Here is a 12,242-nt window from a genome sequence, read left to right on the forward strand (position 1 = left end):
CTCCTGGAATTTACCTGAGGGAAGCATCATAACAATCACGCCAGTGCTTAGCACTCAGAGAAACCTGGGCACCGGCTTCGATAGCGCCGATCGGGCCAGATATAACGGCGCTCGCCAGGTTCATCCAGGTATCAGCAACCAGTTCTGGTTTATCCAACAGTGGACGAACGTCGCCGCCATACATGGCATCAGAGAATGGGCCATAGTTGTCGGAGAGCTGTTTCGCCCCACGACCAAAGTAGCTAAGGAAATCGCCATCTTTGTCTTTACCACACGGCCAGGTCTGACCCTGCCAGATATCCGGGTTACATTCGCCGTTGTAGCCGCCTTTCTGCCCTTCTACCCAACCTACTTCGCGGAGATAGACCAAAGCCTGACGCCATTCAGGAGTATCACGCCAGCTTTCATGGCCACCGGTTTCCTGCGCAAAGTGAGCAAACACTGGTTGCCAGAGATTTTAGGGAGGAACGGCATCATCTGCTAATCACATTACCTCTCACTGATCTCATCTCGCATCAGTAAACAACATATAAAAAAAGGGCCGGAAAATCCGACCCTTAGAGGTAAAAAGTGATATTGATAATCAGGCGTAACCGTAGCTCATCAGACGCTGATAGCGACGGTTGAGCAGCTCTTCTTCATTCAGAGTGTCGAGGTCAGCCAGGTCAGCCAGTAGTTGAGCTTTCAAGCTCGCCGCCATCGCTTCCGCATTGCGATGCGCACCGCCCAGCGGTTCCGGAATGATAGAGTCGATCAGCTTCAGCTCTTTAAGACGCGGAGCGACGATACCCATCGCTTCAGCGGCCAGCGGCGCTTTGTCGGCGCTCTTCCACAGAATGGAAGCACAGCCTTCCGGGGAGATAACGGAATAAGTGCTGTACTGCAGCATATTCACTTTATCGCCTACGCCAATAGCCAGTGCGCCGCCGGAACCACCTTCACCAATCACGGTGCAGATAACCGGTACGCTCAGACGTGACATTTCACGCAGGTTACGGGCAATCGCTTCAGACTGGCCGCGTTCTTCCGCTCCTACTCCCGGGTAAGCCCCTGGAGTGTCGATGAAAGTGATGATGGGCATTTTAAAACGCTCAGCCATCTCCATCAGACGCAACGCCTTACGATAGCCTTCTGGTGCCGGCATCCCGAAGTTGCGACGAATTTTCTCTTTGGTTTCGCGCCCTTTTTGGTGGCCGATAATCATCACCGGACGCCCGTCCAGACGCGCAATCCCACCGACGATAGCTTTATCGTCAGCGTAAGCGCGGTCACCAGCCAGTTCGTCGAATTCGTCGAAAGCCAAGCGAACATAATCCAGGGTGTATGGGCGACGTGGATGGCGCGCCAGCTGAGCGACCTGCCATGCGCCAAGATCGGCGAAGATCTTGCGCGTCAGCTCTACGCTTTTTTCGCGCAGGCGATGCACTTCTTCATCGATATTAATATCCAGTTTCTCATCCTGGCGGCTTACCGCAGTCAGAGAATCGATTTTCGCTTCCAGCTCTGCAATCGGCTGTTCAAAATCAAGGAAATTCAGACTCATAGTATTCCTGTATTAGTCAAACTCCAGTTCCACCTGCTCCGAGCCGATAAGGCCACGCAGATCGTTGAGTAAACGATCGCTCGGAGAGACGCGCCATGTTGCGCCAAAACGCAACCGCGCGCGCGCATCCGCCCTCTGATAATAGAGGTGTACTGGAATGGTTCCCGAACGATGGGGTTCCAGAGACTGACGGAGTCGGTTTAAAAGCTGGTCATCAATTTGCCTGTCCGTCAGCGAGATAGCAAGCCCGCGAGCATATTTTTCCCGGGCTTCGTCAATGTCCATGACTTCACGAGCGGTCATTTTAAGCCCCCCGCTGAAGTCATCAAAGCTGACCTGTCCGCTGACGATAAGTATGCGGTCTTTTTCCAGCAATTGCTGGTATTTATCCAGGGCATCGGTGAATAACATCACCTCCAGACGCCCGGAACGGTCATCCAGCGTACAGATGCCGATACGATTGCCGCGCTTGGTGACCATGACCCGCGCCGCAATAACGAGCCCCGCCGCCGTGGTCACTTTACCACGATCGGTCGGATGCATGTCTTTGAGTCGTACGCCGCCAACATAGCGTTCGATCTCTCTCAGATACTGGTTAATCGGGTGCCCGGTCAGATACAGCCCCAGGGTCTCCCTTTCGCCATCCAGCACCACCTGTTCCGGCCACTGCTGGCAGTTAGCGTAGGATTGTTCAATTTGTTCCGGCTCTTCTGCCAGAACGCCAAACATATCAGCCTGGCCAATCGCTTCAGCTTTGGCGTGCTGATCGGCAGCTTTCAGCGCATCGCTCAACGAATTCATCAACGCCGCGCGATGCGGGCCGAGGCGGTCAAACGCCCCGGACATAATCAGTTTTTCCAGTACCCGACGGTTTAGCTTTTTGATATCAGTTCGCGCGCAAAGATCAAACAGCTCACGGAAATAACCGCCCTGGTTACGCGCTTCAATGATCGCTTCAATCGGGCCTTCACCAACGCCTTTGATGGCGCCGATACCATAAACGATTTCGCCATCGTCATTGACGTGGAAATGGTACAGGCCAGAGTTAATATCCGGCGGCAGGATTTTCAGCCCCATCCGCCAGCATTCATCCACCAGCCCAACCACTTTCTCGGTGTTGTCCATATCCGCGGTCATTACCGCCGCCATAAACTCGGCCGGATAGTGTGCCTTCAACCACAGCGTCTGGTAAGAAACTAAAGCATAAGCGGCGGAGTGCGATTTGTTAAATCCGTAACCCGCGAATTTCTCCACTAGGTCAAAGATTTTCATCGCCAGCTCGCCATCAACGCCGCGCTTTTTAGCCCCTTCTTCAAAGGTGCCACGCTGCTTGGCCATCTCTTCCGGCTTTTTCTTACCCATCGCACGACGCAGCATGTCAGCGCCGCCGAGGGTATAGCCGGAAAGCTCCTGGGCAATCTGCATGACCTGTTCCTGGTACAGAATGATGCCGTAGGTTGGCTCCAGTACCGGTTTCAAGCATTCATGCTGCCACTGCACGTCTGGATAGGAGATTTCTTCACGGCCGTGCTTACGGTCAATAAAGTTATCTACCATGCCCGACTGCAGCGGGCCCGGACGAAACAGGGCCACCAGGGCTATCATATCTTCGAAGCAGTCGGGCTGCAGGCGTTTGATCAGGTCTTTCATGCCGCGGGATTCAAGCTGGAATACCGCTGTGGTTTCCGAACGCTGCAGCATATCGAAGCTTTTTTTATCGTCGAGCGGGATAGCCGCGATATCTATCGGCTCCAGGCCCTGCTTCGCCCGGCGCGGATTGATCATTTTCAACGCCCAGTCGATGATCGTCAGCGTACGCAAGCCAAGGAAGTCGAACTTCACCAGCCCCGCGTATTCCACGTCGTTTTTATCGAACTGAGTAACCGGGTTTTGCCCCTGATCGTCGCAATATAGCGGAGCGAAATCGGTAATTTTAGTCGGCGCGATAACGACACCACCGGCATGTTTACCCGCGTTACGCGTGACCCCTTCCAGCTTACGCGCCATATCGATCAGCGCTTTGACTTCTTCATCGGCTTCGTAAATTTCCGGAAGCTGTGGTTCAGCCTCAAAAGCTTTTGCCAGGGTCATACCCGGATCGGGCGGCACTAGCTTGGATATGCGGTCAACAAACCCGTATGGATGTCCCAGCACGCGGCCCACGTCGCGGATAACCGCTTTCGCCGCCATCGTACCAAAGGTAATAATCTGCGAGACCGCGTCACGACCGTACATCTCCGCCACATGTTCGATAACCCTGTCACGTTTCTCCATACAGAAGTCAACGTCGAAGTCGGGCATTGAGACACGTTCCGGGTTAAGGAAACGTTCAAACAGCAGGTCAAACTCTAGCGGGTCCAGGTCGGTAATTTTCAGCGCATAGGCCACCAGCGAACCCGCACCGGAGCCTCGCCCAGGACCTACCGGCACGCCGTTATCTTTCGACCACTGGATAAACTCCATAACGATCAGGAAGTAACCCGGGAACCCCATCTGGTTGATAACCTGAAGTTCAATATCCAGACGTTCATCATATGGAGGGCGGGATTCTGCGCGCTTTTCAGGATCCGGGAATAAAAATTCGAGGCGCTCTTCCAGCCCCTCTTTTGATTTGACGACGAGAAAGTCTTCTGTCGACATTTCCCCGGTCGGGAACTGCGGCAGGAAGTATTCGCCAAGCCGCACGGTAACGTTGCAACGTTTGGCGATTTCAACGGTATTTTCCAGCGCTTCCGGAATATCAGAGAACAGCTCGCACATCTCCTCCTCGCTGCGCATATATTGCTGCGGCGAGTAGTTGCGTGGGCGCTTAGGGTCATCAAGGGTAAAACCGTCGTGGATAGCTACGCGAATTTCATGCGCATCAAAGTCGCCGGTTTCCAGAAAACGGACATCGTTAGTCGCGACAACGGGTAAACCGCACTCTTCCGCCAGTTGCACAGCCGCATGAAGATAGCTCTCTTCATCAGCGCGTCCAGTGCGGATCAGCTCTAAATAGTAACGATCGGGAAAATACTGCTGATAAAAAGAGACGCACTGCTCGACCAGCGCCATGTTACCGCGCGTCAGGCTTACGCCAACGTCACCCTTGCGCGCGCCAGATAACAGAATGAGGCCTTCCTGATGTTCAACCAACCAGTCGCGATCGATCCACGGCCCTAATGCGCCGTAACCGCGTTGATAAGCGCGGGAGATTAGCAGCGTCAGGTTTTGATAGCCGACGTTATTCGCTGCCAGCACCGTTAGTTCAGTCAGCTCATCACCCATCAAATCGCTCTGGACGTGAAAATCCGCACCGACAATCGGTTTAATCCCGGCGCCATGTCCCGTTCCATAGAACTTCACCAGCCCACAGAGGTTGGTAAAATCAGTGATCGCCAGCGCAGGCATACCGAGCGCGGCCGCCTTTTTCACTAACGGCCCGGTTTTCGCCAGGCCATCGATCATGGAATAGTCGCTGTGCACCCGCAGGTGTACGAAACGTGGTTCAGCCATCTTCAGATTCCGCGTTACTTAATTGCTTGCGTGTCAGTTCAGGACGCCAGGCCCAGCGCGCGTTTTACCGGGCCAAAGCTGCGCCGATATTGTTCGATTACGCCATGTTCCAGCAGCTTTTGCAGATGAAAAGCGGTGGGATAACCTTTGTGTTGTGCAAAACCGTACTGGGGGAATTGCCGATCCAGTTCGGTCATTTCAGCATCGCGCGTCACTTTCGCCAGAATAGACGCGGCGCTGATTTCCGCTACTCGACTATCGCCTTTAACAACAGCCAGCGAAGGTGCCGGTAGCGGCGGACAGCGGTTACCATCAATAAGAACAAACTCAGGGGAAATACTCAAGCCAGCAACGGCGCGCTGCATTGCCAGCATAGTCGCATGTAAAATATTCAGTTCATCGATCTCATGCGGCTCCGCACGACCGAGGCTCCAGCACAGCGCTTTTTCTTTTATCTCATCAAAGAGCGCAAGGCGGCGTTTTTCACTTAACTTTTTGGAGTCATTAAGGCCCACAATCGGTTTTGCCGGGTCAAGAATCACCGCCGCAGTCACTACCGCGCCAACCAGCGGACCGCGTCCGACTTCATCGACTCCGGCAACCAGATGGGTATGCGGGTAAACGAATTCCATCATTTTGCTAACTCCAGTACTGCGTCCGCCGCCTGCTCATCAGCGTTGCAGCGGATCTGCTGATGCAGGGCGCGGAAGGTTTCATGCATATCGTGGCTGGTTTTACCATCGGCCAGCAGCGGCTTCAGCGCATCGGCTAACGCCTGCGGCTGGCACTCGTCCTGCAACAGCTCTTTGACCAGTTCGCGCCCGGCCAGGAGATTTGGCAACGACACATAGTCGGTCTTCACCAGCCGTTTCGCCAGCCAGAAGGTAAATGGCTTCATACGATAACCAACCACCATCGGACACTTCGCCAGCATGCACTCCAGCGCAGCCGTACCGGAAGCCAGTAGCGCGGCATCGCTTGCTATCATCGCGTCTCGCGCCTGACCGTCCAGCATATGCACCGCAAGATCCGGTGCCGTTTCCGCTTTGATACGCTCAAACTGCTCCCGACGCTTCACATTGACCAGTGGCACAACCACTTCCAGGTCAGGGTAATAGCCTCGCAGGATCTGCGCCGTTTTCAGGAAATCGGCGCTAAGCATCTCGACTTCAGCCCCACGGCTACCGGGCAGTAGCGCCAGACAGTGTACTTCACGGGCAATTCCCAAGCGGTCGCGCGCGGCGCCTTTGTCCGGATCCAGCGGCATCGCATCCGCCATCGTGTGACCGATAAACCGACAAGGGACACTAAATCTGTCATAAAACGCTTTTTCGAAAGGCAGAAATGCCAGCACCAGATCGGTGGATCTGCCAATTTTGAAAACGCGTTTTTGCCGCCATGCCCACACCGACGGACTGACGTAATGGATAGTTTTGATACCCTGCTTCTTCAGATTACCTTCGAGGGTAATATTGAAATCAGGCGCATCAATACCAACGAAAACATCTGGCTTAAGTTCGGTGAATCGACGGGTGAGATCGGCGCGAATATGCAGCAGTCGACGCAGGCGCCCCAACACTTCCACAATACCCATCACCGCCAGCTCTTCCATCTCATACCAGGCTTCGCAGCCTTCGGCCTGCATCAATGGCCCGGCAACGCCAACAAAGCGGGCATCAGGTATGCGGGCTTTGAGCGCTCGAATAAGACCTGCGCCAAGAATATCGCCGGAGGTTTCTCCGGCGACCAGGGCAATCGTCAGGGGACGCGATTCAGTCATTAACGAATCAGGCCGCGCGTAGAGCGGGCAAAGAAGTCGCTGAATGCCTGAACTTCAGGGTATTGTGCCGCCAGCTCGGCAATCTCGGGTTTCGCTTCGTCCAGCGTTTTGCCGCTGCGGTACAGCAGCTTATACGCGTTACGAATCGCGGTGATCGCCTCACGGCTGAAACCGCGGCGTTTGAGCCCTTCGATATTGACGCCAAACGGCGTTGCGTGGTTGCCCTGAGCAATAACAAACGGCGGAACATCTTGCGCAACACCGGAGCAGCCGCCAACCATGACATGTGCGCCGATGATGCAGAATTGATGTACTGCGGTCATGCCGCCGATGATAACAAAATCATCCAGCGAGACATGGCCAGCAAGCGTCGCGTTATTGGCCAGAATACAGCGGTTGCCAAGCGTACAATCGTGCGCCACGTGCGCGTTGATCATCAGCAGGTTATCGCTGCCCACCTTCGTTAATCCACCGCCCTGTACTGTGCCACGATGAATGGTGACGCTTTCGCGGATGCGGTTGCGATCGCCAATTTCCACACGGGTTGGTTCACCAGCATATTTCAGATCCTGGTTAACTTCGCCGATGGAAGCGAACTGATAGATCTCGTTATCGCGGCCAATTTTGGTATGACCATTAATGACAACATGAGACTTCAGTACGGTGCCTTCGCCAATTTCGACGTTAGCGCCAACAATACAAAACGGACCAATGTGAACGTTAGCACCAATAACGGCGCCTTCTTCTACAATGGAGGAAGGATGAATAAAGGCGGTTTTATCAATCACGTATCAGGCCTCCCGGCTACGGGCACACATCATCGTTGCTTCGCAAACCACTTTTCCATCAACCAGCGCAACGCCTTTGAAACGAGTCAGGCCGCGACGGGTTTTCTCAAAAGTGACTTCCATAATCATTTGATCGCCAGGTACGACCGGACGTTTGAAACGCGCTTCGTCGATCCCGGCAAAATAATACAGCTCACCCGGCTCCAGTTTTCCCACGCTTTTGAATGCCAGAATGCCGGTGGCCTGCGCCATTGCTTCCAGAATCAGTACACCCGGTAAAATCGGCTTACCAGGGAAGTGCCCCTGGAAAAACGGCTCATTTACAGAAACATTTTTTACTGCGCGCAGAAAACGACCTTCTTCAAAATCCAGCACGCGATCTACCAGCAGGAACGGGTAACGGTGAGGGAGAAGTTCCAGAATCTCTTCAATGTGCAGAGTATGAGTGTCAGTAGTCAAAATACTCTTCCTGTCTAAATATACTAAAGGGCAATAATAACACGGCCTGCGGCAATCTCATGAATGCAACAGGCCGAAAATTTAATGTGTCGGGTGAAGCACTAATCTTGCTGATTAACCTTGCGCTCAATAGCTTTGAGACGCTTGCTCATATCATCAATATTCAGCACCAACGCAGCCGTTTTTCGCCAAACCTTATTCGGTTGCAGCGGAATACCTGAAGAGTAAACTCCCGGCTCGGTGATTGGACGCATAACCATTCCCATCCCCGTTACGGTAACTTTATCGCAGATTTCCATGTGTCCGTTGATCACGCTGGCGCCGCCAATCATGCAGTAGCGGCCAATTTTCAAGCTGCCCGCCATAATCACACCGCCAGCAACGGCAGTATTGTCACCAATCGTCACGTTGTGCGCAATTTGGCATTGATTATCGATGATCACACCGTTGCCGATCACAGTATCGTCCAGCGCACCACGATCAATGGTAGTACAAGCGCCAATCTCCACACGATCGCCAATAATAACGCGACCCAATTGTGGGATCTTAACCCAATTACCACGATCGTTGGCGTAACCAAAGCCATCCGCACCAATTACCGTACTGGATTGGATCAGACAATTCTCGCCGATCTCAATATCGTGGTAAACGGTCACATTGGCCCACAAACGCGAGCCAGCACCAATTTTCGTATTTTTCCCAACGAAGCATCCCGCGCCGATAACAACGTTATCGCCGAGCACAACACCCGATTCAATAACAGCATTCGGGCCAATAGCAACGTCAGTACCCAGCTTAGCCGTGGCGTCAATAACCGCGCTGGGCGCGATATTCTGCGCCGGCTGCGGCGTGGTATCAAGAATTTGAGCCATGCGCGCGTATGTCAGGTAGGGATTACGCACTACCAGCGCGGCACTATGGGCAAAGGGCAAATCATCCTGCGTCATCACGACAGCAGACGCCTGGCAAGCGGCCAGGTGTTCACGGTACTTAGGATTTACCATGAAAGTAATATGGCCCGTTTTAGCGGATTGCATGGACGCAACGCCGGTGATGACGATATCGCCATCACCGTGTAGTTCTGCATCCAACTGCTGTGCTAAATCAGCCAGTCGAATTGAAGGCATTACTTATTTAACCTGTTTTAGCACATCAGCGGTGATGTCTTTTACATCGCTGCTGTTGTATGCCACGGCATTAGAGTCAACAACCAGATCGATGCTCTGATCTTTAGCAACGCTCTGCACTGCGCTCTGGATACGAGTCACCAGCTTGCCACGTTCTTCATTAGAACGACGTGCGCGGTCCTGCTCGAAAGACTGGGCTTTCTGGGAGAAAGTCTGGCGCTGAGCCATCACGTCTTTTTCCAGTTTGGTACGATCAGCACCGGCTTTCATGGACTGCAGACGCTGCATTTTAGACTGCAGGTCGCCTTCCATACGCTGCAGCTCGCTTGCGCGACCTTTAAACTCGTTTTCCAGCGTGTTAGAAACGCCTGTTTTCTGGGCAACCTGTTGGAACAAGTTGTTCATGTTAACCATTGCAATTTTATCTGCCGCCTGAGCGGAAGTTACCATTGCTAAACCCAGACCTGCAGCTAATAACCACTTTTTCACAATAAACTCCTTACCATCCCATGAGTACCCTGGGGTACCGTTATTTGCGTGGCCAGGCGATAACCTCAGTTATCGCCAATAGTCAGCGCTATACTGCTCTTGCATTCCATTGCAGCCAACACAATTACCAGGTTTTACCGATGTTAAACTGGAACTGTTCAGCTTTGTCTCCATCGTACTTTTTAAACGGCTGGGCGTAGGAGAATACCAACGGCCCTAACGGCGACATCCACTGAACTGCGATACCCGCAGACATACGAATGTTGTTCGGATCGCTGTAGTCCGGATAGCCCGGATACGCACCAGAATCCCAGTGAGTATCCCACACGGTCCCCATGTCCCAGAAGAAGGAAGTACGGACCGAATTTGCATATTTATCGCTAATAAACGGCGTTGGAGTGATCAGCTCCAGGCTGGCGACCGCCATGGCGTTACCGCCCACAGCGTCATCAGACTTACATGGTGCAGATTGATCACGATTACATTCGTTATCATAACTATCATCACCGTCATGACGGCTGCTGGCAGGCAGATAAACCGCTTTCGGGCCAATTGTATTGGACTGAAAACCACGCACGGTGCTTGAACCACCGGCATAGAAGTTCTCATAGAACGGCATCTCTTTACCGCCCAGACCATTACCGTAACCAAAGCGGGTACGTCCCAACATGACCCACTGATGATCGTCATCGATTGGTACATAGGTCGCCGTATCCAGCGTCGCTTTGTAGTATTCGTTGTCAGATCCCGGAATCGTCACTTTACCATTCAGATTAACGCGCGAACCTTCGGTCGGGAAGAAACCACGGTCCAGCTTGTTGTACGTCCAACCATAGTTGAAGGTGAAGTCATCAGCGCTGAACGAGTTTCTGTCGTTCGTGTTGTCCGGATACTGGCCCATCGAATTCAGATAACGCCACATTGATACCTGCGGCTGCATATTGGACAAGGAGTTATGCACATAGCCCAGACCCGCGCGCAGCGAATTGTATTCGTTAATCGGGAAGCCCAGCGTGATGTCTGTACCATAACTTTTGTTGGTATAGTCAGACAGGTCCGCATCGTTAGCATCGAAGTCGTTATAGAAGACACGACCACCGAGGCTGACGCCATCCACGGTAAAGTACGGGTTAGTCACCGACAGTTCAGTATAGGTCTGGTAATCGTTTTTGGTGCCGTTAATACCAACAGAATAGCCAGTACCGAGCCAGTTATCCTGCTGAACGCCAGCCTGGAAGCTAACGCCGCTTTCAGTGCCGTAACCAACACCAAAGTTAAAGCTACCGGTATTACGTTCTTTAACCCTGTAGACAACGTCTACCTGATCCGGGCTACCCGGTACACGCTGCGTATCGGTATCAACCGTTTCAAAATAGCCCAAACGGTTCAGACGATCTTTACCCTGGTCAACCAGGTCGCTCCCCAGCCAGGCACCTTCCATCTGACGCATTTCACGACGCAGAACGGAATCTTTCGAGGTATCGTTACCTTCAAAACGCACTTTACGCACGTAATAACGGTTACCCGCATCCACGTTAACGTGCAGCTTCACCGTCTTGTCGGTATCGTTGATTTCCGGCTGGGACTGAACGCGCGGATAGGCGTAGCCATAGCGACCGAGGAGTTTCTTAATATCATTCTCCATTTTGGTCACTTTGGTGCCGTTATACAGCTCGCCCGGCTCCACTTTGGTCAGCGCTTCGATTTCTGCCGAATGTCCCGCCAGATCGCCCGTCACCTGCACACCAGAAAGCTTGTACTGATCGCCTTCGGTAATGTTGACGGTGATGTAGATGCCCTTTTTGTCCGGCGTCAGGCTAACCTGCGTGGAATCAATGTTGAAACGGGCATAGCCGCGATCCAGATAGTAACTACGCAGAGTTTCGAGGTCCCCTGCCAGCTTCTGTTTCTGGTATTTGCGATCGCCAACCACGTTCCACCATGGCACTTCATCGCGCAGCTGGAATGTCGAAATCAGTTCATCAGTGCTGAAAGCATGATTGCCGACGATATTGATCTGCTGGATTTTAGCCGATACGCCTTCCTGGAATACCAGTTTCAAGTCGACACGGTTACGCGGTAGCGGCGTCACGACAGCTTTTACGCTGGCGCTGTACTTGCCGACGCTGTAGTAAAAATCTTCCAGCCCTTTTTCAATATCAGCGAGCGTGGTGCGATCGAGAGATTCCCCTACGCGTACGCCGGATGCCTCAAGGTTTTGCTTGAGCATGTCATCTTTCACCGACTTGTTGCCGGAGAAAGTGATGCTGGCAATCGTTGGACGCTCTTTCACCTGCACCAGCAGGGTATCACCATCGCGCAGGACGCGGACATCCTCAAAGTTGCCAGTGGCAAACAGAGCACGGATGGTGTTACTGATATCATCATCGGTTACGGTATCGCCAGGACGCACTGGCATACTGAGGAGGGCCGCACCAACAGCGACACGCTGCAAGCCGTCGAAATGAATGTCCTTCACCACGAACCCTTCAGCACCGTATACGGTTGCGCTGCTAAACAGCAGCGACGCTATGAGCAACTTTTTCATCGCCATCGTTATT

General features: G+C 53.0%; 9 protein-coding genes and 1 pseudogene. All 10 read right to left on the reverse strand.

Features of this window, described 5'->3' with window-relative positions; all coding sequences use genetic code 11:
* Window positions 1-103: 103 nt before the first annotated feature.
* Window positions 104-442, reverse strand: a pseudogene (locus tag QVF11_RS16570) (chitinase); the annotation flags it as partial.
* A 141-nt stretch (window positions 443-583) separates the two neighbouring features.
* Window positions 584-1,543: an acetyl-CoA carboxylase carboxyl transferase subunit alpha gene (gene accA, locus QVF11_RS16575; RefSeq protein WP_287858307.1), complete on the reverse strand. Its 960-nt coding sequence runs from the start codon at window positions 1,541-1,543 to the stop codon at window positions 584-586.
* A 12-nt stretch (window positions 1,544-1,555) separates the two neighbouring features.
* The gene (dnaE, locus tag QVF11_RS16580; protein WP_287858308.1) at window positions 1,556-5,038 is read right to left on the reverse strand and encodes a DNA polymerase III subunit alpha; all 3,483 of its coding nucleotides are present in this window, start codon (window positions 5,036-5,038) and stop codon (window positions 1,556-1,558) included.
* 38 nt (window positions 5,039-5,076) lie between these two features.
* Window positions 5,077-5,673, reverse strand: coding sequence for a ribonuclease HII (rnhB, locus tag QVF11_RS16585; protein WP_142512267.1), 597 nt, complete (start codon window positions 5,671-5,673; stop codon window positions 5,077-5,079).
* A complete protein-coding gene (lpxB, locus tag QVF11_RS16590) occupies window positions 5,670-6,818 on the reverse strand; it encodes a lipid-A-disaccharide synthase (protein ID WP_287858310.1) in 1,149 nt (382 codons plus the stop codon). The genes rnhB and lpxB overlap by 4 nt, the downstream gene beginning before the upstream one ends.
* Complete coding sequence (gene lpxA, locus QVF11_RS16595) at window positions 6,818-7,606, reverse strand: acyl-ACP--UDP-N-acetylglucosamine O-acyltransferase (protein ID WP_112215834.1); 789 nt, start codon at window positions 7,604-7,606, stop codon at window positions 6,818-6,820. The genes lpxB and lpxA overlap by 1 nt, the downstream gene beginning before the upstream one ends.
* 3 nt (window positions 7,607-7,609) lie before the next feature.
* On the reverse strand, window positions 7,610-8,065 hold the full coding sequence (fabZ, locus tag QVF11_RS16600) for a 3-hydroxyacyl-ACP dehydratase FabZ (protein WP_004145858.1): 456 nt from the start codon (window positions 8,063-8,065) through the stop codon (window positions 7,610-7,612).
* A gap of 101 nt (window positions 8,066-8,166) precedes the next feature.
* Window positions 8,167-9,192 carry a UDP-3-O-(3-hydroxymyristoyl)glucosamine N-acyltransferase gene (gene lpxD, locus QVF11_RS16605; RefSeq protein ID WP_112215833.1) on the reverse strand — a complete coding sequence of 342 codons (1,026 nt, stop codon included), beginning with the start codon at window positions 9,190-9,192 and terminating at the stop codon, window positions 8,167-8,169.
* Window positions 9,193-9,195: 3 nt separating this feature from the next.
* Complete coding sequence (skp, locus tag QVF11_RS16610) at window positions 9,196-9,681, reverse strand: molecular chaperone Skp (protein ID WP_110272461.1); 486 nt, start codon at window positions 9,679-9,681, stop codon at window positions 9,196-9,198.
* Between the two features lie 124 nt (window positions 9,682-9,805).
* A complete protein-coding gene (gene bamA, locus QVF11_RS16615; RefSeq protein ID WP_112215832.1) occupies window positions 9,806-12,235 on the reverse strand; it encodes an outer membrane protein assembly factor BamA in 2,430 nt (809 codons plus the stop codon).
* Window positions 12,236-12,242: the final 7 nt, after the last annotated feature.

Origin of the sequence: Klebsiella sp., from assembly GCF_027492335.1 — a bacterium.
GTDB lineage: Bacteria > Pseudomonadota > Gammaproteobacteria > Enterobacterales > Enterobacteriaceae > Klebsiella > Klebsiella huaxiensis.

What these genes read in the sequence shown, in the direction of transcription:
- dnaE (WP_287858308.1), bottom strand. Translation starts at nt 5,038, where the DNA reads ATGGCTGAACCACGTTTCGTACACCTGCGGGTGCACAGCGACTATTCC.
- lpxB (WP_287858310.1), bottom strand. Translation starts at nt 6,818, where the DNA reads ATGACTGAATCGCGTCCCCTGACGATTGCCCTGGTCGCCGGAGAAACC.
- rnhB (WP_142512267.1), bottom strand. Translation starts at nt 5,673, where the DNA reads ATGATGGAATTCGTTTACCCGCATACCCATCTGGTTGCCGGAGTCGAT.
- bamA (WP_112215832.1), bottom strand. Translation starts at nt 12,235, where the DNA reads ATGGCGATGAAAAAGTTGCTCATAGCGTCGCTGCTGTTTAGCAGCGCA.
- lpxD (WP_112215833.1), bottom strand. Translation starts at nt 9,192, where the DNA reads ATGCCTTCAATTCGACTGGCTGATTTAGCACAGCAGTTGGATGCAGAA.
- accA (WP_287858307.1), bottom strand. Translation starts at nt 1,543, where the DNA reads ATGAGTCTGAATTTCCTTGATTTTGAACAGCCGATTGCAGAGCTGGAA.